Raw genomic sequence first — 26,807 nt, 5'->3', positions numbered from 1 at the left:
CATAAGAAAGGCCCGCTGGCAAGCCAACGAGCCATTGCGATAGACGTTTCGATTTGATAGGTGCAGAAGCGACTACGCTTCGCCCTTGGCTTTGTAGGCCGCTCGGAAGTCGCCGAGGGCACAGCCGTAATCGAAATAGACTCGCCACGATGCAGCAAGCTTGTTGGGCTCTGAATCGAGTCCAAAGAACTCAACCGTTGGCGTTTGCTTACCCTGCAAGAATGCGACGACAATCGGAGCGTCGGCTGGCGAACCGAACAAGTACCACGACTTGGGACTGGTGTACTTGAAGCGATGCGGATTGCTGAGTCGCGGTTCAACTTCCAGATTTACGATTGCCTTCATCGCATTGCCAGTCGGTTGCGATTCCGCCAGTCGCTGCAAGTACTCGCTTTGAAGCAGTTGCTTGGCGAGCCACTGCAACTCGGGTGCGACGAGCAGCGTTCTAGGACGTATGTCGAGATCGCGATGCTCTTCATCACGCTGCGCCAACATACGAGAGACGCCGTTGGCCAACGTTTCATAGCCTAGTTCGGTATCAACACCAACATCGTAGTTGTTGTTGCCAGAGCCAAAGAACCCGCCTTCGTTGGCGAGCAATACTTTGAACACCAAGTCCGACAATGATCGCATGGCAGCGCGACCAAGCGACATGGCTGTATCTTCAAAGAAGCCCAAGTCGTCGTTGATGATGTCGCGACGATCCAACGAGATCATCTTGCCAAACGTATCGATGGAAAACTTATAGGTGGCTTCCTTCATGCTGCCATGCGTAAGCTCACCACCTGGTGCCACGGGATCGAGATCGCCAGTTTGACTCGGACGAACTCCCGTATGGTCTTTGAAGTCGCCAGCCGACTTGATCGATGCAAACGATCGCCAAGTCGCTGGGGCTTCCATGTACGCATCGAGAAGCACCTTGTTCGCAGCGTTCCCAAGCGCGACAGGGAGAGAGATGGTCGACAACGCAGCATGGATCATGGCCTCGCGTCCACTAGGTGCTTGTCGTCCATCTAACAATAGTGCCGCTCGACATAGATCAACGAGGCTAGTCACCCGCAGATCACGGGCGTGTTGAGCGGCCTGCGCACCAAGGCGCTTCTCGGCGATTGATTCATGTCCCATGTGAGCCAATACGGCTGCCTCGATCACACGGACATCGGTTGGCGAATTCATCGGACTGGTCATTAGCGGAGCCGTTGGTCGCGATGCACGAAGCACCTCGAGTTCGACTCGCTGTGCATCCCAGCCCTCGCGGATCGCTTTGACTTCGATCTCGCCATGGCGACCACTGCATAGCTCGCGGATCGCATGGATGCGTTGGCTCTCGTTGGCCGCTTCGCTACGCATATCTTCGACGGTTGCTTCCTTCGACATATCAACTCCCTTTGTATTGGCAGCGATCGACACCGACGTACCTGCGTCCGCGCCTATCGCGACGATGCTGACTTCTTTGAGTACGCCTGCCCTAACAAGCGTAAACCCACTGGCGGGCGACGTGACCGCCTTGCCGTTGACGTTGACCGATTCGCCAGGACGAATGCGGTCGTACTCCGTTGGGACGATGCCAACGGATGCTTGGAAGCGAAAGCCACCACGAGCTAGGTCGATGATCTGCTTGGAGGCTTCGGTCGATGGCGTTAGCGATCCTTGAACCATCAGCCGACCATTGGCAACAAACGCTCGCCCATGCCCGACGATGCCTTTGAGCGATGCGTCGTGGTCGGCGAGGATTCCAATCTGCTCTGCCGAGGCATCGATGCCTTTAAGGTCGACGACGATCGGTCCCCAGCCCGATACCGACATCAATCCGCCCGTATAAGCCACGATGTTGACCGTTGGCACTTTCGATGCGGCGACGATCTCTACTTCGCTGGCAGCAAATAGAAGCGATTCGATAGCGACACTCATTTCATTTCACCTCCGCAAATGGATCGAAGCCGGCCGCTCGGAGTTTGCCTCGCAGCGACTTCAATCGATGACGAATCGTTCCTTCCGTGACACCCATCGAGCGAGCGACTTCGCTAACGTTGGCGTCGTGTTCCATCATCAATAAACACATGCGACGAATCTCGTCGTCGACGATGTAGTCCATAAACGATGGCTGATCGAAATTCAGCTCGGCGACTCGATATGCCGTGCCATGCAAGTCGGCATTGAACGATGGCTCGTATCCAAGTCGCTCTAGCGATTTCGCATACTTCCAAACTTGCCGTTGGACGACGACATACAAGAGCGTCTTTACGCTGGCGTTCTTGGTCGGATCGAACTCGGGTGGGCTATTTACGCACTGACACAGAACATGCTGCTTCACGTCAGCTAGATCGATCTGCTTCGGGATTACTTTCGATGCCACCTTAGCCGTGATGGCTTCGATGTAATCGATGAGATCGTCCGTTAGCTCGATTGCGTTGGGGTTTGAAGATTCCATCACACCCCTTCGCCACGCTCGAGCCGCTCGCGAATGTCATCGCAAAGAGTGAAAGTGATAACGGATTCCTTGTCGTCGCGAGGCGGAACGCGATGCATCACGAAGAGCTGATCATCTGCCCGCACTTGGATGCCATACTTTGCAGTCTCGCGTTCTGCGGCGTCCTTCAACGCTCTGAGGAAAGATGCGTAGCTGCATCCAAGGACGCGACACGCTTCGGCGTAGGGTACATAGAAGCCGTGCTGTTCGAAGTAGTCGCAAACCGCATCGACATCGGCTCGCGTCCAGGCGTCCACGTCCATTGGTTCAACCGTTTGCTGCTTGACCAGCAGTTCGAGGCTTTCCGGTCGGCAGTCGTAGCCACGCGTCCGCACATGCCAAGCAGCTTGGGAAAGCGACATCGGGAACGCTTCATCCCGCATGTGCTCGGCAGCCGTTACAAACGCCCGATCCGCATGCTTGGGCGGCATCAGCTTCAGTTCAACGTACTCCTCGAAAGTCAGTCCAATCGCCATTCGTTAGTCTCCTTGGTTTTGGCTCATTTCCCTCGCGACAAGCCAAATTGCTTGTCCAGATGCTTATTGCCTCCGCAGCCGGCGATTCGTAAAACGAGGTCGAAATGTTTTTGAACGGACGAAGCTGCATGTCCCAGCACTAGTCCAACGCCGCCCCTGCTGCTATGCTAGCAATTTTATGCCAACGGAGTCCAATCGAGGGGTAGTGACTTGAGTATTGCCAATTTGGTGAGCGTCGTCGAAAGCGTCCGATCAGCGAACAAATCTGCTTCAAAGGACAAGATCGCTGCCCTAGTTGCTCAAGAGCTGAATCTTCGAAAGATGCGATCGGTCTACGTTGGAGATACTTTTGCTATTCGATTCTCAAGCTCCGCTGGGAATTCGTTCTCGAATGTTGTTTTATCCCTGTCCGCACTAAAGCCGTTTGATTCAAAGCCACTAGTTGTGGTTTTGTTGCGGCCGACTCAAACCGAGTACTTCCTTGCGAACACGACCTTTCTAAAAAAGATAAGTCATTCTTCGCATGAACTGAGACTAGACAACGTCCGAGGAAGTTTTCTTGGACACGATATCTTGCGGGAACTGGAGGGCATTCCCAACGTTCCATCGAACTTTGAGAAGCTTTTCTCAATGCATCAGGAATTTACCTGGGAAGAAAATCTTACAAGGCTTGTTGAAGCAACTGGCAACATCGTCGGCACTGGCAAACGGTTTGAACCAACTGGCTTTCAAGTTGAAAACATACTCCGTGCACCAAAGATAGCCAAGGAGCTTAGCTCGAGCTACAAGTACGAGCAGTTGAAGTCTGAGATCGCAGAGATAGTGGCCGAGAAGAAGCAACAGATCCTGGCTGTAGCTGAAATTGATAACGTAAACCTTCGTGGCAATCAAATCGAGCAATTGATTACCGGTGGAATAAACGAGCACAATCTTGCGGATATCGTTCGGGAAACTGATGGCATAGAGGTTTCACTTGAGATTAAGACGAAGCTCATGGAGAGGAGCTCTAGCCCCAAGGCTTACAACGTTGATAAGGCTTTGATGAACCTCGCAAGAGGTAAGACTGCTATCGTCTTTTGTTTCATCGGGATAACACTCGAAACAATGGAAGTTACCTCAACCTTAATCTCGATACTTGATCGGACTATGCTGGCTGCGACCCGAATCCAGTTTCATTGGGCTGGCCGAAACTCTCGTGGGGTAACACAACTCACCGGGGAGTTCTCTCAAGTATTCGCCAACGATTACAAGGAAGAAATCGACGAAGCCAAGGCCGAGGCATACTTAAAGCGTTTGCTGGAACTCTAGGAAAATAGAGTGGGCGTCACGCTGCTGCTCGCTTTCTTGCCCGGCTTCGTTTGCTCTTGGATCGATAACGTGTTGCGTTCCCAAAATACCTTATCGCTATACCCCTGGATCGAGTTATCACCGGACGCCATTTCGAGTCGCTTTTGTGCTAGGCATGCATACTCATTATCGAGCTCAATCCCGCACCCCTTACGACCGAGCTTTTGAGCAACTACGCAGGTCGTCCCACTCCCTGCGAAGGGGTCTAAAACCCAATCCCCCTCGCTGCTACTAGCTAAAATCAGCTTAGCAAGAAGCTTTTCACTTTTTTGAGTTGGGTGGTCTGTGTTTTCTGGCATCGACCAAAATGGAATAGTGATGTCTGTCCAAAGGTTTGAAGGATGAGTATCTCGGAATTGCCCGTCTGCCGTTTCGGACCAGTCTTTCGGCGTCCCATCTTGATTCCGATAGGGAGCGATAACCTTGCGTCGCAATTTCACTTCGTCGACATGAAACTGATAAGATTCAGAAACGGTACAAAACCAAATGTCTTCGGATGAATTCTTCCAGTTGGTCAAAGCACCGCGCCCTTTCTCCCTCTCCCATGTAATTCGATTACGAACGACAAAGTGCTCGGTTGCAACTTCAAAAATCGAAGCTGAACTGTACCAATCACCACAAATGTAAATTGTGGCTTCGTTGGTCAGGCAGCGTTTGAAGCTTACGATTACGTTGTCGAGCCAGTCGGTATACTCTTGCACACTCCTGCGGTTGAATTTTGAGCCATTAAACTTTTTGGTAAGGTTATAGGGTGGGTCGAGAAAGAGAAGAGAGACACTGGCGGCTGGCAGAAGTGGAGCGATCTTAAGGCAATCCCCAAGCACGATGCCTTCCGGGAGACGATCAACAGGTTTTTCGATCGTCTTCAAGAGCGGTGAGAGACGTGCCCGTTCGTTATCATCGATGGTGATTGTGCGATTTCTGGGTGCGCGTTGCTTGGTAGGTGATGCCGTCATAGCGGGGGTATTCTCCTTGCGAAACCAATTTTTGGAACTTTTTCCTCGGACGGTTAGTTTACCAGACTTCGCGAGATCGTTGGAGTCTTGATTACGCCAACACGGAATGACCGTGATTTACCATGCAAAATCCTTCGTCTTCACACGGCTACCCGTCCTGTCCTTGCGTGTTAGGACTGGATGCTGCTTGTCCCAGATGATGGACTGCGAAAAGTACAAACCGTGCTTGGCAAGGAACGGTGGATAGTTTCCGCAATTTGCATAGCCACCCCAGATGTAAAAACATCGGCCAGCCAACAACACGCGAGCAATGTTGCCGAACCAAGCATCAAGCAGTCGATCGAACTCTTCTTCGCTCACAAAGTCATTCGCGAGCGGTCGATCCTTAGGTCTTAGCTTCTTGTGGGTGGCTGCATTCTTCGGTTTGCCAGTTTTATGGTCGACGCCGAACGAAGCAGCATTCCCTTGACCTTGCTTCAGTCGGCCGGCTGCTGCGTCGTTGGTGAATGACGATAGACCAGCCGCGATCGCGTTATTGGATCGCGGTTCGACTTTGACGTTGTAAGGCGGATCGGTATTGCAAAGATGAATCGGCTTGCCAGCCAGCAATTGATCGAGGTCCTCTGGCTTTGACGAATCGCCGCATAGCAGTCGATGGTTACCGAGGATCCAAAGATCGCCTGGCTGAGTGATAGCAGCGTCCGGTGGCTCGGGAATCTCATCGGGATCGGTAAATCCTTCTTCGACTCCGGTATCCATCAGCTTCGCAAGTTCCTCAGCGTTGAAGCCGAGGAGCCCAAGATCATAGTTCGCTTCCTGCAATGCCGACAATTCGATCGGTAACAGATCGTAATTCCATTCTGCGATCTCAGCGGTCTTGTTATCGGCGATCCGATACGCTCGAACCTGCTCTGGCGTCAGATGCGAAGCGACAACAACTGGGACGCGTTCAAGTCCAAGCTTCTGCGCGGCCTTCAAGCGCGTGTGGCCGACAATGATGACGCTATCGGTGTCGACAACGATTGGCTGCGAAAATCCAAATTCCTTGATTGAAGCTGCAACCGCGTCAACGGCTTTGTCGTTGTTGCGAGGGTTGTTCTCATACGGACGAACGCGATCAAGCGTCCACATTTCAATCTGCAGGGCAGTGGTGGTCATAATGCAATCCTTTGGCTAGGGAGCTGGGGGTCGGACAAAACAAACAAACTGTGTCTAATCGCGCGGCTGTTCCCGCAGCCCAAGATCGGTGGTTTCGGGCCGGAAGTACCTAAGCATGTTCGGTATCGAGTGCCATTGTGGCAGACGCGCCGTGAGGCCCACGGTTGGCCCACTGACGCGTCGTCGTGCTGGCTGGACGTTGCACTCGAACGCAGTGCAACGGTTGCGACTTGCGCTAACGTGTGCGATGACTTGCGTTCTCGATTGGTTACTCATAAGCAGCCTCGGATGATGTTCCCGGCTGTCTTCCAGAGTTCGTGGGCTTTGGTTGGCACCCAATTTCGGACGTTATCAACTCCGCCGCCCGCGCCGTGAGACATCTCCCAATAGGTCACATCGGGATTGATTCCGAATGCGGCTGATGCATCAGCGGGGATGGATTCAATCTCACCGGTTGGCTTCCAGCACTCGCCGAATGCGAAGTCCATGCAACGACGGCCAGCAAACGATGCGATGTCATCGAACGGTTGCACATCGATCAGCAGCACATGGGTGTCTGAGCATTCGGAGTGACCACATGGAAACTCAACACGGAAGGTAGGCGTCCAGCCAGCGAGGTCCATGGGCTCATAGTCCCACTGCCATTTCGCTTGATCAAAGAAGCACGCCCATTGAGCTTCTAAGCGGGAACGGAACAGGACGCCGTTGTAGAGGGTTGGGCGAGAATCAAACGCGTGATTCATAGTGACGAGGCCTTTCGATTCTGGGGTGATTGAGAAATGTTGTTTGAGGCATTCCCGGACGTCCGGACGTTTAGGACGTGTTTCCCTATACGATCTACATACGGGGAAAAACACGTTCGTTTACCCTCCCAACAACTAACTCCTGACAAACGTCCGGAACGTCCGGAACGTCCTAAGCCACCAATGAAAATGCTGGGTAAAAAGTTAGGACGTTTGGAAATCTTTACGTCCGGGAAATGTCCTAAACGTCCGGAAGTGGACACCGAGCTTCGCATGTGGAAGCAGCGAAATTGATTGAACGGCACCGCACTATTGGCGTTTTTGATACTGATCATGAAAACAGCTCCAATTCCCGGACGTTCCCGGACGTTTGGTTTCCAACGTCCGGAAGTCCTAAGCGGTCACTTTGGCCTGACTCAATGAAGACCTGATACTGGTTGTATTGGCCATTAAAGATCCGTTTGAATACTGCGAAAGAGCCGTCATCGAGCTTGAATCGCTCGCCAACAAATCGACCCGCCAGTTTGCCCATGCGCGTGGTCTGTGAGCGCGGAGTGCCGTCGCCGAGTTCAGACTGAAGAACGAAGTTTTTGTTTGCGAGGTCTGTTAACTCAGATGACGACCAGATCCCCTGCGGGTGCTTCGCGAGCGTCGTGACCAGCTCCTCGAACTCACGGCGGGTCTCATCCATCTCGCTGGCGGCATCGTCAGCGTTGATCATGAAGTCTGGTTCACCATTGGCTTCCAGAATTCCGCCGATGATATTGCCCCAGCCCTTCTTGTTAAAACGCGTTTGCACCTTGGCTAATGGCATTCCGCTGGCCTTCCATCGCTCGACCATGTTTATCAGTTCGCCGAGCAACTGAAGTCGATGTGTTTGAACGTACCCCTCCGGATCGTCCATCGAGAAGGATCGCTTCGTGGGATCGCCTTCGTGGTGCAGATTGATGGCCACGCAGCGAGTGATAAGGTCTCGACTTACATCAGGCGAGTTGGCAGTGATGCAAAACAGATGCGAGTTCTCAGCGCGGATCTCTTGCGAAAAGCCCAGCAAACGAAAGGAAAGAATCGGGTCGGTGATGGATCTCTCGAGGCAGGCAGAATCGATCTTGGGATTGCGACCGCGTGCCTTGGCGTTATCAATGATGATGGTGGTGACGCCATGACGAACAATTGTTCCGAGACGCTTTTCGAACTCTTCGTCGTTGGCGTTGTACGAGGCGGTTTCCACATGATGGCCATCGCGTAAGATTGCCAAGATTTGTGCGAGAACCGATTTACCAAGCTCGGGTTGATTACCGTTGAACAGTACGGCTGGCTTGGAACCGATAAATCGAGAGACAAGCAAACCCGTTAGCAAGATTCCAATGTAGTTAGTGCGATCCGTTGGTTTTCTCCAGCAGAAATCTCGAAGCAACGTATCGAGATGCTTGGTCCCTTCCACGGGTTCGATGTTTGGCCCCGCGTAATAGAAACCCGATTGGGTATCGAAGCCGGGGCTGACCAGCCGCCAGTCCTCCGTGTAGATCGGATTGTGGCTAAACAGTCGAATTGCTGGCAGCCGTTCGCGCTGGCCCACGTTGTTGAGCCAAGTGTTCGCGTAAGATGTTGGCAGTGGTTTGTACTCGCCACCATCTTCATTAACGAAGTAGAACTCGACGTGCTGATTGAGCAGTCCTGTCAATTCCGCCGATGAGAGAACAGGCGAAATTGATTGCTCTCGAACCACAACCAATTGTTCCATCCGGTTGAAACAAGAGCCTGTGGAAAGCAATCGTTCGGTGATCTGCCCCATGGTTGAAGCGACGGGGGTTGATCGCGAATCGATCGTAATGGTGCGTCGTTCTTCGGGTTCATCCGTCTGCTGGCCGCCAGTGGGTGCAGCTACTGCAGGACTTTCCTGCGGCAAACGCTTCTGCAAGCGATCGCACAAAGTGGCCCGCACATCGTACTCACCGCTTTCCCAGGTCAATTCGAAATAGCGGCGACCTTGCTCAGCGAACTTGCCGACGGATTGCAGCCGTGTCCAAACCTCATCCTTGGCGATTCCATTTCTAATTGCATAGCAGCAGACTGCGAAGTCTGCCTCGGATCGAGAGCCCTCCGGAGCGATCGTGCATGCAGCAATAAGCTCCGAAAGCTTGTCAGACTTACCAGCCGATAGCTTTCGCACGGCAGGCAGTGGCATCGCATCGATCTGTCGTTGACGCTTCGTGGCTTCACACGACTTGGCAAACTTTTGAAACGCTTCGATTGGATACCGACGGTTGCCGTCACATTCGACTAGTTCTGCTTTGACCGGTTCGCGACCATTACGTTGTTCCTTGCGATTCCATGTTCCCGGAAGTCGGAGTAAACGAGTGAGGTCCGTTGTGTGGTCTGCATTGATCGTGGCCGCGATGCCTGTAAGCAGGTCCTGGGCCTGTAGAGCCTTTGGACTTGTCTTGGTCAGATGATGACGTCGATCAACGTAGACACGATCTTTGCCATCAAGGATGTAACGCCGCGGTTTCTTCCGTCCGTCGCTGCCAATGGTCCATTCCGTTTCGACGGGAGGAGGATTGCCAACATCGTCGATCAGAAGAGGACGATCCAAGAGCCAATACAGATGCACGCCATTGCCGCTATTGACGATCGCTGTTGGCGAGGGCATCGATTGTGAAGCACAACGCTCTGCAGCTTGAGCAACATCGCATCCATCGAGATCAGCCCAGAGGCAGCGAATAGTGCGAATCTGCCAGGCGAGATCGTACCGACCTTTATTACCAACCCGTGGGCAGACGCCGAAGAATAGATTCGTTCGTTCAGACTCGGAGCTGGTTTCCAGTCGAGTCAACGTTTGCTCAAGTGTCGTTACCTTGGCAGGCCGGTAGCAAACGTTGCCATAATCGACACGACTGCGTTTCCGTCCCCCTTCGGTCCATGCCTCAACAGGTCGAAAAAGGATCAGGTCCGCTGGCTCGAACAGAGTCGTCAATAAAGTAATCGCTGGATGACTCAAGCTGGGCCACCTCTAGCTGATTGATCATCTTTAGGAAGACGTACTCCCATCGCCTCCAATACTCGTGACCCATGATCCGTCTCACAAAACCGAACCACTGGCTCGGTATCATCCGCCAGCGATGCAAGCTGAGCCCACGTGACGCTTTTCCATTTGCGGCAGCGATAAGCGCGGACGGAGATGCCCAAATCATCGAAGCGGACAACGAGATTGAGGCTTGGCAAATGCCGTATGATCGGGCGACTGAAACGGGTGAGTTGCGACATGGCTAAGCGATCTCCATTGCGATTTGATCTTCGGCGGCATGTAGGGCCGCGTGCTCTGCTCGCGATAAAACCATCAGGTTTTCTGGTCGATTGTCAGTCTTGTCTCGATTGATGTGATGGACAACTTCATCGCTGGTTAGAGGTCGCCCTAGAACCTTAGCCATTACAATCCGATGCTCTGGTTCGTATCGATTGGTTCCAGTAGGATCACTGGTCAGGATATGCTTGTAACCATGCGTGCTTATGGTGAATCCATTTCGCCAGTTGGGGCTCTGTTCGCCTGATCGACGCGTCAAGCAACCACAGGATCGCACGCTGCCAGATTGAAGATTGCCATTGCGAACACTCGTTTCGTTTCCACAACGACATTGACAGCGCCAAACTGTATGACCTCTCTCCGCGCCTTCACATGCAATCACAGTCAATTCGCCGAACAATTGTCCAACTAGGTTGACGCGATTCACTGGCACCTGCCCCAGTGACGCAACGTTCTTACAACCTCGCGAGCAAAACTGAACGTGTTTCTTCAAGCGGTAAGGCCACACATGAAATGGTCGCTTGCACTGCGAGCAAATCAACGTAATTCTTGGCATACTGCGTCCTCCAGTTCATGAATTGCGACAACGATGGAACCCTCCTGTGCAGTCGGATGCTTGACTGCATGTAGCACAATGATCTGGCTGTCATCCCAAAAGACTCCAGCATGTTGCAGGGCATCCAAGACACTCTTAAAGCAGTTGTCGATATCTCTCCTTCGTTTGTCTGGCGGATAGATATCGATATGGACATTCAACGGTCCCATCAAAGGCTTAATTCCCTTAGTAATCGCGATGCGACGTACCTGGTGTCGATAGGTGCGTGCATCCTTAGATAGAACTGGACGCCCTTGGTAATAGCTGAAGTAGTGATTGATTGACGGCGGATAAGGGAGTTCGAGTTCAACAGCCATCCATGTGTCCTTCCATTCCAATAGAGAAAGCCGGGACGGAGCGAATGGCCGATTAACACCAACTCATTCGCTTTGCCCGTCCCAGCCGCACCCGTGCGAACTCAAGCGGCAAACGATCAGAACGGCATGTCCGTTGATGGTGGAACCTCACCGTTCGAAGCGGCCGCGAGACGAATGCGTCGATTGAAGTAGACGTTGGTGTAGTCACCACGAGTCCGCTTCGTGACTTCCAAGATCACATCGAGCAGTTCTTCAAGTCGCCCGGATAGTTCACTGAACTTGGAAAGCTCCAGGCCCAGCGTTTTCAGATCGCCTTTCACGTAAGGGATCGATGCTTGTGTGATGACCGAGTTCTTGAAGATGTGACGGCCGGCATGTGAGCCAGACAGCACTTCAAGGTCGAACTTGATCATTGGGTCGCCCTTCTGACTGCTCTCAAGCTTCACCGACTCGATGCGAGCTTGATACTTGCCATCTGGGACCTCGTCGTACTCAGGTGCCTCAGCAGTTGCGAATTCATCATCGAACGACGACAGATCAACGGATTGGTTGGTGGTTTCGTATTCTTCGTAATCGCTCATTGCTTAACAGCCTTTCCTGCTGGGGTGCTGCCCGGAGTGGAAGAAGACGCAGCAGGGCCTTTGCCGGGCGCAGGGCTCTGTGCGGTTGAATTCGAAGGGGTGCCGCTAAATGCCGAGTTGAACGCGGCATAGTCGAGTGGCAGCATGTCGGGTAAGCGACCAGTGCGATCGCCAGCCTCGTAGGTTGGATGAGGTTTGGTTCTCAGCACTCGATCAACAACGAGGTTGCCCGTAGCATCTTTGCGAGATACCGAGTCGCCGTAGAGGATGATGTCGACCAGGCCCAACACGACGTTGCGAGCGCGATCGGGCAAACTCGGCGTGGTCTTGGTGTATTCGCCCGTTCGCGTTTCGATTGTCTTGTCGACCGCGTGCGAGATAAGGATCAAGCCATAGGGCAAGCTGGCCAAACGAGTCAGCACGCGATGCCATTCGTTCTTGACAAGAGCCCAGCCTTTCCCGTGGCCCATGTCGCCTTCGTACTCGATTCCATGCTTGGCACAGACATAGTCCGAGCACATCTTGAAGGCGTTGTCGACGGTGTCGATCACAATCGTTTTGAAATTGTGATCTCCCTTGGCCAGCAACTTGCAAGCTTCCAAGAATGCTTCCCACGAGTAGGTCGGCACCTTGAACACTTCTAAGTGGTTGAGTCCAGGCTCGCATTCGAAGAACACAGCGTCAGGAAAGTTAGAAGCAAAGGTGCTCTTCCCAAGCTTGGGCACCGAATAGATCAATATGCTTTGCCTTGCCAGATCCGTAATAGGTCTGGTCTTAGTGTTTGGTAGAGTAATTGTCATAGAGAACATTTCCTTTCAAATCAGAATTGGGGTGCTTCAGAATTAACACGGGATAGCTCTTCGTTAGGGAGCGCTATCTCGTACAGGTTGTCAGCGACGTTTGGATTGAATCCCGATTGGCAATAGGCCAAATACTCACACGGTCGTTGGTACGAGAAACAATTCGAGGTATTGAGCAGCCACTTGCCGCGCCGGCGGGCATCAAGGTATTGCTGCGTGATCTCCCACACCTCGTCTTGCAGCATTGCCAGTCGATCTTCGGAGAGAAAAATGAATTCGCGATGGAAAGCTTCAGGCCGCGAATACCACTCGGTGAGTCGAGATTGGAACTCATCATCCGTCTCTGGCATCTGACGTTTCGCGGTCGACTTACCGCTCTTGTTCTTGGCAGCAAGTTCAGCGTGGCGAACTTCGTACTCTGCCTGCGTCTCGCCTTTGCCTTGCTTAAGCCGACTCTTGAGTAGTACGTTGTAGATGACGCCAACGATCGGATAGCCAAGTTCCCGCAAGTAATAGCAGTACAAGGCGATTTGCGTGTCGGTCCACAGCTTGTCTAGATAACTCGCATCAATATTTGATGCCGTCTTATGCTCGAGCAGATACAAGCCATCGTGGCAACGAACGATGCCATCGACTTTGCCAGCGATACGAAACGTCTGACTTTGCCGGCCTGTGTCCGGATTGCGGATCTCACCAACGAATTCCTTTTCGACTTCGACGACTTCGAAATCTTCAGTTGCGTAACGTTCGGCGTAACCACGGATCATCGCCGTTGCCAGATGCCACTGAACCATCTGGTTGGAATCGACAACGCGATTTTCAAAGGCGTCATCAATGTAGGCGAGGACATCTGGGAGTCGCGACTCGGTATCCGGCGAACGGTACCAAAGCTCGATCGCTGTATGGATCACGCTACCGAATGACAAAGCCTCGGCACGCTCACGTGGTCGCAGATTGTCGAGATAGCGGTTTTTGTACTTTCGCGGACAATTACGAAACGTATTCAGCGCTGAATAGGTCAGCAGCGTCTTTTCGCTTGATTCGGTTTGTGTAATGAATTGTGACATGGGTGCTCGGGGTTAACAGTCTTGTGGGTGCGTTGTTGAGGAAATCGGTGTCTAGAAGAAGTTCATCTCGTAGGTGTCTTGTTCCTCGATCAGATTGCCGTTGAGTCGCTTAGCGCCTCGTTCTCGAGCCAGTTGTGCTTCACTCACTTTCAGCGACGCATTGATCTGCGAGCACTTCTTGCAAATGCGGTTAGCTGCACTCTTGGAGCGAAACATTTCATTGCACTTCAGGCACTTCCGATCGCCAGGTTCATGGGGTAAAGGTCGTGTTGACATCGCCTGCGGATCTTTCAGCGAGGAGGTCGAAGAGGGGGATGACAGGTTGCGAATCAAACCGTGTCGACTGACTCGACCTCGAAGTTGCCTTCGCGATCGCTGGTCACCAGATAGTGCTGGTGTGAGATGTTGGCGACGAATCGGCTCTCACGAGGAAGTGCCTCACGAATCGTTTGGCAGGATTCGTTGAACTCGTTGGAAGCGGCTTCGAAGCGTTCGACTGCTCGCAGGTATCGCTGCAAGGCGAGCGAGACGGTGACTCGTTGTTCGACATTCATGGCGGGTGCGCTCATTAACTGATGTCCTTCTACTGCTGGTGACTTGTGTAGGCTGAAACGTGCTCTCTCTATCTGTTGGAATACCCGGTACACGGGTGAGTTGACGGTTACGATTCCAGATATCTGTCAAATCCCGCTTCTTCAAAGAGCTTGCGGATCTGCACCATCCAGTCGTTCAGCGTGGTGCGAGGGATGCTGAGGTCGCGAGAAATCTCGGTGATCGAGTGGGTTTGACGGCGACGGAGAATGTCTTGGAATTTTTCTGGCAGCTTCGACATGAACGTTGCCAGATCCATGCGCAAGTCGTTTAGTTCCTCCTCGCCGAGTCGACGCTCACGTCCCAACCGTCGGTCTTGATCTTGGTGGTGTAAGGTCTGGGACATTTCGACCTGACCGCCGTCATCACCGCGGACGCTCTTGCTGAGACTGACGCGGCCGGCGGTCGCTCGCTTTGATACCGAGCGATCGCGAACCACGTTGGCCAGGTGACGTTGCACCACGGTGCAAACGTACGGGTAGAGATGGCCAACCGATGGGTCGTAGAGTCGAAGGCTCTTCGTCGCACGGACGTAGACCTCCTGGACCAGATCACTACGATCCTGCTGGGTAAAGTCGGACTTGGCGATCAGCTTTCCAACTTGACGATTGATGACACTGCGAACGAAATTGTCATCTGCGAGATTGATAGAATGGTTGTCTGACACGGACGGACCTCCTGGGTGAGGCCCCACAGGCGACAGGTCCGAGAGTTAAAGCCTGTGAGGCCCGCCCGCTCGTTTGCGGGCTGTTTCCTGATGTGAATCAGACCTGTCGTCCGCTACTGGCGAAAATTCCCAAAACGTCCCGGGAAAGAAGAAAATTCCCATTCGTCGCCACAGGAAACCCTGGAATTTACGGGCTAAACGCAGTGAGAAATTTGATAAAATCCCAGTAGTAGGGTTTTGGGAAATTCCCAAAATTCCCAGTAGAGAAGTGGGAGGCAACCGCGTGAAGTTCGGATTTCGCAAACCATCGCTGAAGAAAAGGATCGCGGCGCGCACGTCCGTAAAGAGAGCGATTCGCCATCGCCTGGGACTCAAAGCGCCAAGAGGCTGGGGATGGCTAACTAATCCCCGCAAGGCCGCCTACAACCGCGTGTACAACAGAACGACTCGCGGTTGTTTAGTTTTGATTATGGCAGCCGGCGCAGCGACGATTTCACCATTCGTCTTGTTGACGATTTGGTTGATTCGCTGAAGAGAACGAGTGCTCCCAGTCCTCGGGATGCAATTTGAATACGCATCTCCAGCCCTTTCTATCGTCGGTAAGCTCGATCGGCTCGCCCTCGATGTCAAAGAACTGTTGAAGCGACTTGTTAAGCAATTCCCGCTGCTTACGATTCTTTCGGCAGGCGTCAGGAGAGAGCCAGGTCATCATGCCATGTTCTCTAGCAAACTTAAGAAGCAGCTCCCACTGCTTGCTGGGTTTACCACTTCGTGAATCAACCAACCCCAGCTGAGAGTAGGTCAACACTTGTCGCTGGTCGCGGATGACCACGCTGATCTTCTCGGTATCACTGAAACGCATCTCCACATCGCTCCAGCGGCTACCGCTTGGAGTTGGGAATCGACCAGTCACGGTTTTCGCCGGTGGCATCAGTCGATCGCGGAAAGCAACCAATTGCTGACGCGCCCATGGAGACAGGCACCACTCGCCATCATCGCTGAGCAACAATGATTGATCGAGCGGAACCACAAGAGATCCTCTCGAGTCCAACATGGTTTCGTTGCGACTACTCAACATCCGCTTGGATGTGAGAAACAAAACGAATGGTCGCTGAAACTCTGCCAAGAACGCATCGATGCACCAATCAAGCCGGCGAGGATCGCTTACTTTGGCCAGGAACAATGAGAAGCCAGATCCATTGGGATTCCCATAGTGACCAAGCCTGTATCGATACATCGGGCCTCCGAGACGTTCGAATGCCATGTCATACCCAACTAGAGAAGCCAGCTCTGCGGCGAGCTTGCCAAAGCTGAACTCGTAGCAAACGATGTCGCGTCGATCGACCGGAACGTACTCCTCGGTCTTCTCGTTGTAGCCTTCGAAGACACCATCGTCGACCTCGACAATTTCCAGCCACTCGTACGGACGACCTGGAACAGGCAGCGCCGCAGCGAGGTCTTTGATCGGCACGAGGAGTTCGCGGTGCGAATCAAATGCATCGCCCAGCAATAGCCGCCAGCTCAGATGGGAGGTCGCCACATCGTTTAGCTGCTCAAGTGCTTGCCAGGGCTGGCTCATGGCGAGTCCTCCTCGGCAATTGCTTCGAGATGATGAATCCACGCTGGGTAAGCCAAGCTTCGATGGTCGACGACACTCGGCCACGACTGTAGATGGCAACATTAGGAGGACGAACTGTGATCGCCAATTCGGTCTTGCGTCCCTCAAGCTCCATCTTGAACGTTGCGGAGATCAAGCGCCTCTCGATGCGAATATTCTTGTTTTTTGCCTGTGCCCACTCAAGCAGGTCGTCGCCTTTTCGAATGGTTATCACGCCGTAGCGATCATCTGGGTCACCAAGCCAAAGCTCGATCATTCGAACATCGCGGACGCCCTCAATATCGCTAGGTACCAGTGCATCAAACTCGAACTCGCGAAGAGGATCGAGCGTGTACTTCACGCCAGTCGGAAACAGGTTCTCGTTGCCGAACATATGCTTGCCCAGAAGACGGCAGTACAGGGCTTTTTCCCTCGCTGTCTTGGCATTGACCCGTAACTCTCCAAACTCACGGTTGTAGATGGCTGAGGCGCTCTGCACTGGCCAGAACGACTGAAATCCGAACCGACCATTTTCTACAACCGTCTGTCGTCGAAAGAGGCTTCCGTGCATGATGGAGAATTCGACCTCCTCGTCATTCTCGAAGACTTCAACCTTCGTTCCCTGTGCGCGGAATCGCTCCACATGCCAGGAATCGATATCTCGTTCCAGTTGCTGAAGCGTCTCCTCTGCGGGCGTCACGAACTTCGGAGCGGTGGTCTGGCTCGCTTGAAAATAGTCGTACGAGCGAACTCGCTTGATCCGAGACAACGCATGGGTCTGGACCAGCTTCTCGCGATTCGACAGCCACGCCGCCGTGACGATGTCGGCCGAAGAATGCTTCCCTCCAGGAGCGATTCCGAGAGTGTGAGCTGGAACTCGATCGAGCAACAGATCGACAGCAACAGTGTTGGCTAGTTCATCAATCAAAGAGATCGCGTCCAGCAAGTCTGCTGGCGTTTCTCGATCGGCTTTGGCTATCTCGCGTATGACCGCTTGGCAATCGATCGAGCCTGGGGCTTCGATCGGGACAGACCGATTTGCAAAGAAATCGGCATATGGGTGGAGCAGAGCGAACAATCGCTCGGGATCGATCGATTCCAAAACACCGGGGCGCGACAGGCGCGAAATTCGAACTGCGGTCATGTTGCAAACCTTGAAAATCAATTAGCCATACCAATCCTTCATTGATTAAAACGTCAAGCGATCCAAACGACTGACGCACAAAAAGTGCGATTGGCAGGGGCTGGCCTACGGCTTCCACCGTGCAAAAATCCTAGCGTGGGCATCCCATCCGCCAGTCCATGACCGTTGTCCTATGTGATTCCATCCAGGCCAAGCCACTGCCAATCGCGAATGCTATCATCCCGATGGCTGTGACACGTTAGGTCACAGCTTCCGAAAGAATTGACTCCATCCGCAATTTGAGAAGGGTGCGAAGGACAATTTCCTCCGCCCGAAATGCGGGGGGCAAACGAATTGCTCGTGTGATTTCCGTAATTAGCGTTAGGCCAAGTCCGTGAACGCACATCACGGGCACGAGAGCATCAATCGTGCAATTGAATCTGACACGAGACGGACAATTCGGGGCCGCGAATCCGTCTTGCACATTGATCAGTAGAAAAAGTTGATGGAAAGAATGTGGTTCATCCCATCTTCGCCGCCCTGCCTATTAATAAACTGGTTCAGATACCCAATCTCAGTTCGGACTCGAGCGTGCGGACAACGTTTGAAACCAACCCCCAGAAATGCTCGGTTTTGATCAAAGCCGGTTTCGGCTCCCCAATCGGTATCGTTAAGATGGAAGAAAGCTTCGTCCCACGCGATCAGCGACCACTGCGGACAGTCGGTTAGGATTTTCTGAGCGCGATGCATTTGCCGCCATCGCAGGCCAACGTCGTCGCCGGTTTCCGACCATCGTTGCTCTAAGCGGCTTCGGTGAAGGAATCGCCAGTCGTCCACCGAGGGTGTTGCCGTCCACTGCTGCCATAATCGATGTTCATCAAAGTATTCGCCAGTCACGGGCGAGTTGCCAATCCAGGCATAGCCGCCCCAAAGTGCGTGGTCCTCTGCAACTTGCAGACCCAACCCAGGCCGAAGAATGCTCTGGTCAAAACCGTCAGAGTCGTCACGCAGCCGGTAATGGGCGTCAAACCACCACCTTAACGGCGAATGGCTATCAAGGGACTCGAATTTACCGTTCCCGAAAGCCGCAAACCAAAGCCCTGCGTCATCAAGCGTCTGCGAACGGACCGTCCGAGTCGAGCCGAACCAGCAAGCCAACACCAATCCCAAAATGAAAATACGTTGAAACATGCGTAATTGACACTCCTCGCAACTTCACGACTAAGCTCCATCTCTGCCGCTATATCGTGCACTTTCGGCATTATCAATGCGAAACATCATCTCCGCACGCACGTTACCGAAACATTGCGACGCGTGGATGACGCCTATGCTAATTTTTCCACTAACGCGGGCTTCCGGATTCTGCGGCGAATCGAAATATCTTGTCACTTAGAGTGCTCACGTATCGCGAGCACGGCTGGGTGCTTGAGCTTCCGCTCGGTCGAAATCGCGTAGAACCGCTCTTTGACGCCATCGACAATACCAAGGGGTTCCAAACCGTAGAGTTTCGATATGTCTTCTTGTATGCACACGGGAGTGGGAAAGAGACCAAGTCCCTGGCGTGCAGCGATTTTCATCATTGCGCTGTCGTCAAACTCTGCCCGAACGTGAGGCACTAGATGCAGCCTACTGAACCATTGATCCATTTGCCTACGCAACACGTTGGAGTTCGTCTGCATCAGGAAAGGAGCCCCATCCAGAGAATTAGGAAATCCACGACGATACTTATTAACTAAATCGGTAGTCCCCATGATCACGACGTCAGAGTCGCCGAGACGGTGCGAATAAGCCTGGACCTTGTACAATGGGTCGAGCGGTGCGTCAGTCAAGATGACGTCAAGTCTGTGAATTGCCAGGTCGGCAACGAGCTTAGGCATTTCCGCTTCCATGCAAACGAGTTTGAACGCGGGTTCCAGCTCAATGGCTGGCTGAAGGAGAGAAAAAGCGACTAGTTTCGGCATGGCATCACGAATTCCGACCCGCAGTTCACTGGGTCTTCCCCCGCTCCCTCCTTTGATCATCTCCATTAGTTCGCGACCAGTGGAAAAAATGTCGGCAGCATAGTCAGCCACTTCGGCACCAATTGCGGTTGGCACGAGACCTCGCCCCTGCTTTTGCAGCAACTTGACCCCGAGCGAACGCTCAAGTTGTTTGATCTGGACGCTTACACTCGCGGGCGTCACATGTAGCAACTCGCTTGCCCTCTGAACACTGCCCTCACGAGATACCAACCAAAAGTTCAATAGGTGATGGTAATTCAGCCAGTCCACGACGCCCTCCAATAGTAAAGTTTTTCTAAATCGTCATTGGCAAAAGTTTAGTTTGTCAAAAGCCTCGTGCAAGCATAGACTATTGCTGTGGAGATAATAAAACAGAAGTACCCCCTTCAACATGAGAGAAAACGATGCAACTGACCGTTCACTTCAGCGGAGCTGAGCGACGCGATTTTGGCGAACATGAATACGAGGAGATCTTCTTGAACTCGCTTCATCGCTTCAGTCACCGTCTAAAGCGGGTCTGCCTTTACATCGAGGATACGAATGGTCCACGTGGAGGCGAAGACAAACAGTGTCGTTGCGTGCTCCACCTGCGACGCATGCAACCCGTGGTCATTAGGGACCAGGACGATAACTTGTTGTCGTTACTTCATCGAGTTGCAAATCGGGCGACCCATGCTCTGAGCAGAGACGCCGACCGTCGAGTAAAGACGCTGAAGAAAGCTCCGCAAGCAATACCACACGAGGAGGAACTGAAATGAATTGTCCGCTCTGCAACGTCGCATTGAACATGACGGATCGTCAAGGGATCGAGATCGACTATTGCCCAAAGTGCCGAGGCATTTGGCTTGATCGCGGCGAGCTGGAAAAGCTGATTGAACTTTCGTCAGCCAGCTTGCCGGCAGCCCCTCCGAACGTTCGTCAGCAGGACATTCCACGCAACGAATCCGATTACGATCGTCGTCGAGACGACGATAGCAACTACCATCAAAAGCCACACAAGAAAGAATCCTGGCTAGGTAGGTTAATGGATTTCGATTAACCCAATTATCAACGAATTTTTTGTAGACGTCACTTTCATTTTGCAGGAAACAACATGAGCCTTTTAACGAGAAGATCGATGTTATCTACTGGTGCCGTCACGCTGGCAACCGTTGGAAGCGTGCAGGCCCAGGAACGCGAAGCATTTCGCCCAGCCCCTACGAAGGATGGTTTTACGACGCTAACGCCCGATGAGGCTCTGCAATTTCTCATCGATGGCAACGTCGCATTCTTGGCAGGCGTCAACTCAATCCCCCCAATTGGGCCGCAGCGTCGTCTGGAACTCGCAAAGGGTCAAGCACCGTTCTGTGCCTACGTCACCTGTTCTGACAGTCGCGTGCCGCCGGAACTGCTCTTTGGGCGAGGACTGGGAGAGCTGTTCATCATCCGCAACGCTGGCAATACCGTTGGGACTGCTGCGATGGGATCGATTGAATATGCCGTCGCCGTACTAAAGGTTCCGCTCGTGGTTGTTATGGGCCACGAGGCATGTGGAGCGGTGGATGCAGCGAGAAAAGTTGTCGAAGAGGACGCCCGATTTCCCGGTGCCATCGACGACATGATCCATCCGATTTTGCCCGCGGTTCTCGGTGCGAGAGACAAAAACGGTAAGATTGATCTGGATCGTGCCATTCACGAGAATGTTAGGCGAACCGTTCAAAGGCTGAGAATGGAATCTGATCCAATCCTGCTTGAGCCACAGAAGAAGGGAAGTGTCAAGATTGTTGGCGCGTACTACGACTTGGATCGAGGTAAAGTAGACTTTTTCGATCGCCCAAGCTGATCGTCAACGCGCATCCATTCATGAACGATGCGAAGCATCACGAACTCTGTAAAGCGACGCTTTTAGTTTCTCCCAATCTCCTTCAACCACCCAGGCGAACCGATAGCCGTCTGGGCTGCGTTGTGCCCAAAGCTCACCGATATCGCGTTTGTGCTGCTCATCCGGGTTGAATGCCAGCTTCGCGTTCTTGTATTCGACGATCACGATGGTTCCATCGAGCAATTCGACGATGAAGTCAGGAAAGAACTTGCCGGGCGATTTCGGCAACCAGAATCCACCGTGTGACTCGTGATCGAGGTTACGAAGCCAGCGTTTCACGTTTGGATGCGAGTCGATGATCGTCGCCGTCTCGAGCTCCTTCTTGTTCATGTCGCCGATCAGGTCAAAGGCATGCTTCTTGAACTTGTGGCCGCCGGAGTATTCGCGTGTTGGGTTGTAGCGAAACTCTTCCACATGAACGGCGAAGTCTCTGTCCGTTGTGATTGACTCCGGGTCATCCTTGATCAGCATCTCGGTCGCTTTGCGTAGCTGTATGCGACCATGGTCCGTGATTTTGACACGAATCACTTCGGCTAATTCGTGGCGTCGTCGCACCAACATCGAAAGCGGAATGCCGCGTTTCTGGCCCAATGCCTGGATGACTCGCAAAAGCCAAGGTTGGCTGAAACGGAGTGGCAGTCCCTGCAGCGAATCGCCCCGATGAATCTCGCGGTCAATCCAGCGAACCAGGTTCACTTCGGACCAATCATCGTCCTCACGAATGAGCTCAAGCTGACGGAGCCGTACTTCGCTACCAACTCGCGAGACCAGTCCGGCTTCATTTCCACCGCGAGATTCAATGTCGATGGTGGCAGAGTTACCGATCTTGATGTCGGATGCGAATTCACTTTCCGGGATGGAGACGTCACACTTATTGAGATCCCAGTCAAATTGGTCGAGCTCGATAGGCTCAAGCAATCGTCGGCGGTCATCAGTCTTTACGCTTAAGCGCGGGACAATGAATGGTACTGCGAACTGGCCTGGCAACTTGGGTGTTATCCCTGCAGGTTTTTCTAGTTCCCAGTAATCATCGATCGCTTTTTTATCTTGCTCAGTATTAACGGCGTTTTGAAGCTGGTGGAGTTCCGTGGGTGTAGGCAAGTCCTCAAGTACCAATGTGCTCGACTCAGGTTCCCATCGAATCTTATTAGCCAAGGTTGGCGTGAGCTTGTCCGTTGCTGGAGGAGCTGTCATTGGGATGCGGCTGAAGCCGAGTCCTTGTTGAGCAGCGTTCACCTTGACTCGCAACGCGTCTGCTGCGGAGCGTTCGTCGAATCCACAGGTTTCAACCATCCGATCGCGTAATTGCATCGCAGTCTGCACGACATTGTCGCTCAACACAAACGCATAGGCTCGATCGAGGGCCGGCACGTTCGTTGGACAAGCGTTCGGCATTCGCAGAATTCGACCGATCAACTGCTCGACGGCAGTTGCGGTGGCCGTATTTCCAATCGAACCTAACACGTAGGCCCAAGGGCAGTCCCAGCCTTCGCGCAGCTTGTCAACAGTAATGATGTAACGGATGGGACACTGCAACGCCATGAGATCCGTGTCACCGATCTCATCGACACTACCTGTGCAGATCTTTACGTCGGATTCAGGCACCTCAAGTTTCTCAATCAACGCCTTCTTCACAGCCTCAACCGTGTGCATCTCTTTGGTTTTGGAGTTAGGCTGAGCCTGAATCAGTGCGATTGGTCGAATGGGCTGGACGCCGTTATCCCGATGTTCAAGATCAGCGAGAAATTCAAGTTCCTCGCGGCGATGCTTGGTAGCAGCAAGAACTTCGAGCCAGTCAGAGCGATTCTCAAGCTCAACAGGCAGCTTGATCATGCCCTCATTCTTGAGAGCCAGGGCGCTGACGCTGTGAAGAACATTGCTCGCATACTTTGGATTAGTGCGATGCGATGGGTCGTGCGTTTGCTCTGGTGTGGCCGTCAGCTCAAGGACAAACGACGGTCCGAATCGCATCAATGATTCGAAGGAAACTGGCGTTCGAGCGTTGTGTGCCTCGTCCATCACCACAATAGGCTGTCGAACTCTCAGCGCATTCGCCAACGACAGTTGAATCAGACCGGACTCATCCCTCTGTAGATCATGAACCACAGCCGCTGGCAATTTATCCAGCGGCTCTTTCATATAGCCATTGTCACGATAGATCCTACGAGTTGCGTCGAGCTCTTCGCCACTGCGGTCGTCGCGAATCCTGTAGGACTGAATCGTCGTCACAATTACGATGGCAGGACCACTAGGACGGACAAACTGCGGACGAGTCAGCGCTTCCTCGAGCGTCATGACTTCAATCGCAGCTCCCAACTCTTCCTCAATCGCCGCGCGGTAAGGATGGTTGGGATTCTTCAGACCACGAAGCGTTTGGTCGCGAATCGTCGTGCTCGGAGTGATCCACAGAACGGCTGGCCGGTCGGTTGCAAGTAAGCTTCGGCCGACGACACCGACAGCATGAGCGCCCAGAAGTGTCTTTCCGCCACCGGTCGGGATTCGCAAACAAACGTAAGGCACGCCACCGAACCCTGGCGTCGATAGATAGTCTCGCTCGGTGTACTCGGCAAACGCGTCATGCTCTGGGCGATGAACGCCAAGCAGCGATTTCTCACGCACGGCCGCGGCATAGTTACGAAGAATCGAGAGAGATTCAGTCTGGTATTGCTTAAGGGCCAATCGCCACATCGGCAGTTCTCCTAGCTTTCGCGCAATGAATAGGGGATTTGCCGAAAGACGATGTTCTCTCGAGCTAGAGTTGATTCGCTGAGTCGCGTCGCTTCACCAAAGATGACACGACTACCTTTTCCTTCTGGATGCGGAGGCAATCCAGCCAACACACTGTTGGTCAACACGTTGCCTCCAGCGGGGCGACGATCACCTAGCACGCCGTTGTAGAGCAAGTAAATCGCACGCCCCTGATGGACGCCCAGCAACGGACAATCTTTCTTTGGGCGTTTCGGTACCGGTACGCCTGTTTCCAACAAGTACACATAGCGAGCTAAGTCGGTGAAGGGAACATCGCCATTGATGTCACCGAACTCATCGAGCAGCGTGCGACCGAGTTTGCAGTATCGGAATCCAGAGCCAAGGCCATCCACGGTGACGCCTGAACTACCTTCGTAGCCTTCGCAAACTCGTTGTAGTCTTTGTCTTGTCACACGTTCTGCAACTTCAGGCAATACTTCGACCAAGACGCATTTCCGTGTCCCCCCATCTACTTTGTTTGCGGCAAGCACAGCTTGCCCCGTCGTTCCACTTCCAGCGAAGGTATCGAAGATGATTGAATCCTTGTCACTGCCGATGTCAAGGATTCGACGAATCAAGCGAGTTGGCTTTGGAGTAATAAAAACGCTCGCAGAATCCTCAAAATCACAAATTGACACAAGTTCCTTCTTCGCCTCTTGAGTGTTGCCTACCTCGGTGTGTAGCCAAAGGGTCTCTGGGACGATTCCATCTTTGACATCGGTAAGAAACCGCTTTACGCGCGGCACGTTATTCCCATCTTTGCCCCACCATATCCTGTTATCCGCATTGAGTCGGTCAAATTCTTTCTGAGAGAATCGCCAGTAGGTGCCCTTGGGAGGACCAGCAATGACCCGACCAGATGGACTGGTAATTGCATAAGTTCCTTCGCTGTAATAGTTGCGTGCAGAGCAGTCGCCTGAACTCCATGGACCGCGTGGATCGTTGTCGGGGTTCTTGTATCTTTGCTTTTGATCGTCGCTTCTTGGCACTAGGTTTGGACGCCACAACTCTGCATTCTGCGCATAAACTAAGACGTAATCGTGGCTCTCGGATAAGTGACGAGCGGAATTCTTCGGTGAGAACATCTTCTGCCAAATTACCGCAGCAATAAAATTGGCAACTCCGAAGATTTCGTCACACACATATCTCAAATGCGCAACGGCATTGTCATCGATCGAAATAAAGATTGCTCCATCGCTCCGTAGAAATTCCCTCAGCAATGCGAGCCTTGGGTACATCATGCACAGCCACTTGTCATGGCGGCACAAGTCTTCCGCTTCCTTGCCTACAACCTGCCCGAGCCACTTCTTGATTCGCGGATCGTTAACGTTGTCGTTGTAGACCCAGTTCTCGTTGCCTGTGTTGTACGGCGGGTCGATGTAGATACACTTCACCTGTCCTCGGTATCGAGGCAACAGGGCCTTCAGCGCTTCGAGGTTGTCCCCTTCAACGAGCAGATTCTCGGCATCCGGGTCTCCGAACGAAAGCTTTGGGTCGCATTCCAGCAACCGCGTAGGGATATGCCGATGATGATCAACGACAGCTTCTTTGCCGATCCAGTTGAGTGTTGGCATCCATGTTCCCTGTTGGTTTTCAAATCAAAATCTTGCCCTGCCAGCTACTAGCCAGTGAGAACGATCTCGGGTATGTTGACTAGAGAGTGCAACAATTTACCGCTTTTGGGCACTGCGAACAAGTGGCGAACAAAATGACGCTTGGACAGAGATTGCGAGAGCTTCGAAAAGCAAAGCGGCTCTCGCTGCGTGAACTGGCTTCCCGCGTGGACGTCGGCTTCACGTACCTTTCGAAGATCGAGAACCACAAACTCGAAGATGGCCACAGCCCATCGGAAAAGCTGCTTCATCTGCTGGCCATCGAGCTTGGCGGAGATGAAGAGGAGTTGCTACTGCTTGCCGAAAAGGTCCCCGAGCCCATCCGCCGTCGCGTTATCGCTCGCCCCGACGCGTTCCGTCGCCTCGCAGAACTTTCGGATCGCAAGCTGGATCGGGTTCTTGCCAGCCTGGATTGATCAGCCGTCAGCCTTGTCAATAGAAGTCGCCAGCAAAACAAAGTGCTGCTTCTCGCGGACCAGGGGCTTACCTCTGTGGCCGTCAGCTAATTGAGGCTTTATGGACATCAGTAGCTAATGGATGGTCCCCATGAACTTGCCCATTCAGCGCTTAGTAAGAAAGCTAGCGGCCATCGCATCTGGTTTTTTGTCGTTTCTTTGAGGAAAGTGCGCTCATTTTCCTGCTCCCAATGCACTTACAAAAGACAAAAGATTCCAGAATCGATTTTTCTCAAAAAGGAGACGCACTTGTGAGGCTATTCATAATCGCATTACTTGTATTTTCTGGCTCGATATGCGTTCGAGCCGATGATTTACCTCCCCAAGGAGGTGATCAC

General features: G+C 52.9%; 27 protein-coding genes. 5 read left to right on the top strand and 22 right to left on the bottom strand.

Going from position 1 to position 26,807, the window contains the following annotated elements; all coding sequences use genetic code 11:
• Positions 1–72: 72 nt before the first annotated feature.
• The 3 genes from SH302x_RS14770 to SH302x_RS14760 are packed head-to-tail and all read right to left on the bottom strand — an operon-like array spanning position 73 to position 2,946.
• Positions 73–1,911, bottom strand: a complete 1,839-nt coding sequence (locus tag SH302x_RS14770) for a phage major capsid protein (protein ID WP_479363175.1) — start codon at positions 1,909–1,911, stop codon at positions 73–75.
• Position 1,912: 1 nt separating this feature from the next.
• Positions 1,913–2,431, bottom strand: coding sequence for a hypothetical protein (locus tag SH302x_RS14765; protein ID WP_479363174.1), 519 nt, complete (start codon positions 2,429–2,431; stop codon positions 1,913–1,915).
• Positions 2,431–2,946 (bottom strand): hypothetical protein, encoded by a 516-nt coding sequence (locus tag SH302x_RS14760; protein ID WP_479363173.1) that lies wholly within the window; start codon positions 2,944–2,946, stop codon positions 2,431–2,433. Before SH302x_RS14760 ends, SH302x_RS14765 begins: the two co-directional genes overlap by 1 nt.
• 573 nt (positions 2,947–3,519) lie before the next feature.
• Between SH302x_RS14760 and SH302x_RS14755 the strand changes: the two genes are divergently transcribed.
• Complete coding sequence (locus SH302x_RS14755; protein WP_479363172.1) at positions 3,520–4,254, top strand: hypothetical protein; 735 nt, start codon at positions 3,520–3,522, stop codon at positions 4,252–4,254.
• On the opposite strand, the gene SH302x_RS14750 is transcribed toward SH302x_RS14755, so the two are convergent.
• The 17 genes from SH302x_RS14750 to SH302x_RS14670 form a co-directional block, all read right to left on the bottom strand.
• Positions 4,251–5,249, bottom strand: coding sequence for a DNA-methyltransferase (locus SH302x_RS14750; RefSeq protein WP_479363171.1), 999 nt, complete (start codon positions 5,247–5,249; stop codon positions 4,251–4,253). The genes SH302x_RS14755 and SH302x_RS14750 overlap by 4 nt on opposite strands.
• Positions 5,250–5,366: 117 nt before the next feature.
• A complete protein-coding gene (locus SH302x_RS14745) occupies positions 5,367–6,407 on the bottom strand; it encodes a ParB N-terminal domain-containing protein (protein ID WP_479363170.1) in 1,041 nt (346 codons plus the stop codon).
• 272 nt (positions 6,408–6,679) lie between these two features.
• A complete protein-coding gene (locus SH302x_RS14740; RefSeq protein ID WP_479363169.1) occupies positions 6,680–7,150 on the bottom strand; it encodes a hypothetical protein in 471 nt (156 codons plus the stop codon).
• 331 nt (positions 7,151–7,481) lie between these two features.
• The gene (locus tag SH302x_RS14735; protein ID WP_479363168.1) at positions 7,482–10,151 is read right to left on the bottom strand and encodes a hypothetical protein; all 2,670 of its coding nucleotides are present in this window, start codon (positions 10,149–10,151) and stop codon (positions 7,482–7,484) included.
• Positions 10,148–10,417: a hypothetical protein gene (locus SH302x_RS14730; RefSeq protein ID WP_479363167.1), complete on the bottom strand. Its 270-nt coding sequence runs from the start codon at positions 10,415–10,417 to the stop codon at positions 10,148–10,150. Before SH302x_RS14730 ends, SH302x_RS14735 begins: the two co-directional genes overlap by 4 nt.
• 2 nt (positions 10,418–10,419) lie before the next feature.
• Positions 10,420–11,010, bottom strand: a complete 591-nt coding sequence (locus SH302x_RS14725; protein ID WP_479363166.1) for an HNH endonuclease signature motif containing protein — start codon at positions 11,008–11,010, stop codon at positions 10,420–10,422.
• The gene (locus tag SH302x_RS14720) at positions 10,992–11,366 is read right to left on the bottom strand and encodes a RusA family crossover junction endodeoxyribonuclease (protein WP_479363165.1); all 375 of its coding nucleotides are present in this window, start codon (positions 11,364–11,366) and stop codon (positions 10,992–10,994) included. The genes SH302x_RS14725 and SH302x_RS14720 overlap by 19 nt, the downstream gene beginning before the upstream one ends.
• Positions 11,367–11,482: 116 nt before the next feature.
• Positions 11,483–11,947: a DUF669 domain-containing protein gene (locus tag SH302x_RS14715; protein WP_479363164.1), complete on the bottom strand. Its 465-nt coding sequence runs from the start codon at positions 11,945–11,947 to the stop codon at positions 11,483–11,485.
• Positions 11,944–12,747 carry an ATP-binding protein gene (locus SH302x_RS14710; protein ID WP_479363163.1) on the bottom strand — a complete coding sequence of 268 codons (804 nt, stop codon included), beginning with the start codon at positions 12,745–12,747 and terminating at the stop codon, positions 11,944–11,946. The genes SH302x_RS14715 and SH302x_RS14710 overlap by 4 nt, the downstream gene beginning before the upstream one ends.
• A gap of 20 nt (positions 12,748–12,767) precedes the next feature.
• Positions 12,768–13,814, bottom strand: a complete 1,047-nt coding sequence (locus tag SH302x_RS14705) for a PD-(D/E)XK nuclease family protein (RefSeq protein WP_479363162.1) — start codon at positions 13,812–13,814, stop codon at positions 12,768–12,770.
• A gap of 51 nt (positions 13,815–13,865) precedes the next feature.
• On the bottom strand, positions 13,866–14,090 hold the full coding sequence (locus tag SH302x_RS14700; RefSeq protein ID WP_479363161.1) for a hypothetical protein: 225 nt from the start codon (positions 14,088–14,090) through the stop codon (positions 13,866–13,868).
• Positions 14,091–14,143: 53 nt separating this feature from the next.
• The gene (locus SH302x_RS14695) at positions 14,144–14,383 is read right to left on the bottom strand and encodes a hypothetical protein (protein WP_479363160.1); all 240 of its coding nucleotides are present in this window, start codon (positions 14,381–14,383) and stop codon (positions 14,144–14,146) included.
• Positions 14,384–14,475: 92 nt separating this feature from the next.
• On the bottom strand, positions 14,476–15,072 hold the full coding sequence (locus SH302x_RS14690; protein WP_479363159.1) for a sigma-70 family RNA polymerase sigma factor: 597 nt from the start codon (positions 15,070–15,072) through the stop codon (positions 14,476–14,478).
• A gap of 493 nt (positions 15,073–15,565) precedes the next feature.
• Positions 15,566–16,651 carry a hypothetical protein gene (locus SH302x_RS14685; protein ID WP_479363158.1) on the bottom strand — a complete coding sequence of 362 codons (1,086 nt, stop codon included), beginning with the start codon at positions 16,649–16,651 and terminating at the stop codon, positions 15,566–15,568.
• A complete protein-coding gene (locus tag SH302x_RS14680) occupies positions 16,626–17,813 on the bottom strand; it encodes a hypothetical protein (RefSeq protein WP_479363157.1) in 1,188 nt (395 codons plus the stop codon). Before SH302x_RS14680 ends, SH302x_RS14685 begins: the two co-directional genes overlap by 26 nt.
• 468 nt (positions 17,814–18,281) lie before the next feature.
• The gene (locus tag SH302x_RS14675; RefSeq protein WP_479363156.1) at positions 18,282–18,983 is read right to left on the bottom strand and encodes a DUF2490 domain-containing protein; all 702 of its coding nucleotides are present in this window, start codon (positions 18,981–18,983) and stop codon (positions 18,282–18,284) included.
• Between the two features lie 194 nt (positions 18,984–19,177).
• Positions 19,178–20,062, bottom strand: coding sequence for a LysR family transcriptional regulator (locus tag SH302x_RS14670; protein ID WP_479363155.1), 885 nt, complete (start codon positions 20,060–20,062; stop codon positions 19,178–19,180).
• A 134-nt stretch (positions 20,063–20,196) separates the two neighbouring features.
• On the opposite strand from SH302x_RS14670, the gene SH302x_RS14665 reads away from it, so the two are divergent.
• The 3 genes from SH302x_RS14665 to SH302x_RS14655 all read left to right on the top strand — a co-directional run bounded on the left by SH302x_RS14665 (position 20,197) and on the right by SH302x_RS14655 (position 21,614).
• A complete protein-coding gene (locus SH302x_RS14665; protein ID WP_479363154.1) occupies positions 20,197–20,550 on the top strand; it encodes a hypothetical protein in 354 nt (117 codons plus the stop codon).
• Positions 20,547–20,831, top strand: coding sequence for a TFIIB-type zinc ribbon-containing protein (locus SH302x_RS14660; protein ID WP_479363153.1), 285 nt, complete (start codon positions 20,547–20,549; stop codon positions 20,829–20,831). The genes SH302x_RS14665 and SH302x_RS14660 overlap by 4 nt, the downstream gene beginning before the upstream one ends.
• A 78-nt stretch (positions 20,832–20,909) precedes the next feature.
• The gene (locus SH302x_RS14655) at positions 20,910–21,614 is read left to right on the top strand and encodes a carbonic anhydrase (RefSeq protein WP_479363152.1); all 705 of its coding nucleotides are present in this window, start codon (positions 20,910–20,912) and stop codon (positions 21,612–21,614) included.
• An 18-nt stretch (positions 21,615–21,632) separates the two neighbouring features.
• Here SH302x_RS14655 and SH302x_RS14650 read toward each other — a convergent pair whose 3' ends face one another.
• Together SH302x_RS14650 and SH302x_RS14645 are read right to left on the bottom strand one after the other, a co-directional pair.
• Positions 21,633–24,341, bottom strand: a complete 2,709-nt coding sequence (locus SH302x_RS14650) for a DEAD/DEAH box helicase (protein ID WP_479363151.1) — start codon at positions 24,339–24,341, stop codon at positions 21,633–21,635.
• A gap of 11 nt (positions 24,342–24,352) precedes the next feature.
• Positions 24,353–25,975: a site-specific DNA-methyltransferase gene (locus SH302x_RS14645; protein WP_479363150.1), complete on the bottom strand. Its 1,623-nt coding sequence runs from the start codon at positions 25,973–25,975 to the stop codon at positions 24,353–24,355.
• Positions 25,976–26,109: 134 nt separating this feature from the next.
• Between SH302x_RS14645 and SH302x_RS14640 the strand changes: the two genes are divergently transcribed.
• Positions 26,110–26,430 (top strand): helix-turn-helix domain-containing protein, encoded by a 321-nt coding sequence (locus SH302x_RS14640; protein WP_479363149.1) that lies wholly within the window; start codon positions 26,110–26,112, stop codon positions 26,428–26,430.
• The last annotated feature ends 377 nt before the right edge of the window (positions 26,431–26,807 follow it).

The organism is Njordella calcicola, assembly GCF_056494125.1.
This window is presented reverse-complemented; position numbering and strand designations above follow the sequence as displayed.

What these genes read in the sequence shown, in the direction of transcription:
- SH302x_RS14760 (WP_479363173.1), bottom strand. Translation starts at nt 2,946, where the DNA reads ATGGCGATTGGACTGACTTTCGAGGAGTACGTTGAACTGAAGCTGATG.
- SH302x_RS14660 (WP_479363153.1), top strand. Translation starts at nt 20,547, where the DNA reads ATGAATTGTCCGCTCTGCAACGTCGCATTGAACATGACGGATCGTCAA.
- SH302x_RS14675 (WP_479363156.1), bottom strand. Translation starts at nt 18,983, where the DNA reads ATGTTTCAACGTATTTTCATTTTGGGATTGGTGTTGGCTTGCTGGTTC.
- SH302x_RS14765 (WP_479363174.1), bottom strand. Translation starts at nt 2,431, where the DNA reads ATGGAATCTTCAAACCCCAACGCAATCGAGCTAACGGACGATCTCATC.
- SH302x_RS14715 (WP_479363164.1), bottom strand. Translation starts at nt 11,947, where the DNA reads ATGAGCGATTACGAAGAATACGAAACCACCAACCAATCCGTTGATCTG.
- SH302x_RS14745 (WP_479363170.1), bottom strand. Translation starts at nt 6,407, where the DNA reads ATGACCACCACTGCCCTGCAGATTGAAATGTGGACGCTTGATCGCGTT.
- SH302x_RS14665 (WP_479363154.1), top strand. Translation starts at nt 20,197, where the DNA reads ATGCAACTGACCGTTCACTTCAGCGGAGCTGAGCGACGCGATTTTGGC.
- SH302x_RS14685 (WP_479363158.1), bottom strand. Translation starts at nt 16,651, where the DNA reads ATGAGCCAGCCCTGGCAAGCACTTGAGCAGCTAAACGATGTGGCGACC.
- SH302x_RS14700 (WP_479363161.1), bottom strand. Translation starts at nt 14,090, where the DNA reads ATGTCAACACGACCTTTACCCCATGAACCTGGCGATCGGAAGTGCCTG.
- SH302x_RS14720 (WP_479363165.1), bottom strand. Translation starts at nt 11,366, where the DNA reads ATGGCTGTTGAACTCGAACTCCCTTATCCGCCGTCAATCAATCACTAC.
- SH302x_RS14650 (WP_479363151.1), bottom strand. Translation starts at nt 24,341, where the DNA reads ATGTGGCGATTGGCCCTTAAGCAATACCAGACTGAATCTCTCTCGATT.
- SH302x_RS14705 (WP_479363162.1), bottom strand. Translation starts at nt 13,814, where the DNA reads ATGTCACAATTCATTACACAAACCGAATCAAGCGAAAAGACGCTGCTG.
- SH302x_RS14640 (WP_479363149.1), top strand. Translation starts at nt 26,110, where the DNA reads ATGACGCTTGGACAGAGATTGCGAGAGCTTCGAAAAGCAAAGCGGCTC.
- SH302x_RS14750 (WP_479363171.1), bottom strand. Translation starts at nt 5,249, where the DNA reads ATGACGGCATCACCTACCAAGCAACGCGCACCCAGAAATCGCACAATC.
- SH302x_RS14695 (WP_479363160.1), bottom strand. Translation starts at nt 14,383, where the DNA reads ATGAGCGCACCCGCCATGAATGTCGAACAACGAGTCACCGTCTCGCTC.
- SH302x_RS14680 (WP_479363157.1), bottom strand. Translation starts at nt 17,813, where the DNA reads ATGACCGCAGTTCGAATTTCGCGCCTGTCGCGCCCCGGTGTTTTGGAA.
- SH302x_RS14645 (WP_479363150.1), bottom strand. Translation starts at nt 25,975, where the DNA reads ATGCCAACACTCAACTGGATCGGCAAAGAAGCTGTCGTTGATCATCAT.
- SH302x_RS14770 (WP_479363175.1), bottom strand. Translation starts at nt 1,911, where the DNA reads ATGAGTGTCGCTATCGAATCGCTTCTATTTGCTGCCAGCGAAGTAGAG.
- SH302x_RS14710 (WP_479363163.1), bottom strand. Translation starts at nt 12,747, where the DNA reads ATGACAATTACTCTACCAAACACTAAGACCAGACCTATTACGGATCTG.
- SH302x_RS14740 (WP_479363169.1), bottom strand. Translation starts at nt 7,150, where the DNA reads ATGAATCACGCGTTTGATTCTCGCCCAACCCTCTACAACGGCGTCCTG.
- SH302x_RS14725 (WP_479363166.1), bottom strand. Translation starts at nt 11,010, where the DNA reads ATGCCAAGAATTACGTTGATTTGCTCGCAGTGCAAGCGACCATTTCAT.
- SH302x_RS14655 (WP_479363152.1), top strand. Translation starts at nt 20,910, where the DNA reads ATGTTATCTACTGGTGCCGTCACGCTGGCAACCGTTGGAAGCGTGCAG.
- SH302x_RS14730 (WP_479363167.1), bottom strand. Translation starts at nt 10,417, where the DNA reads ATGTCGCAACTCACCCGTTTCAGTCGCCCGATCATACGGCATTTGCCA.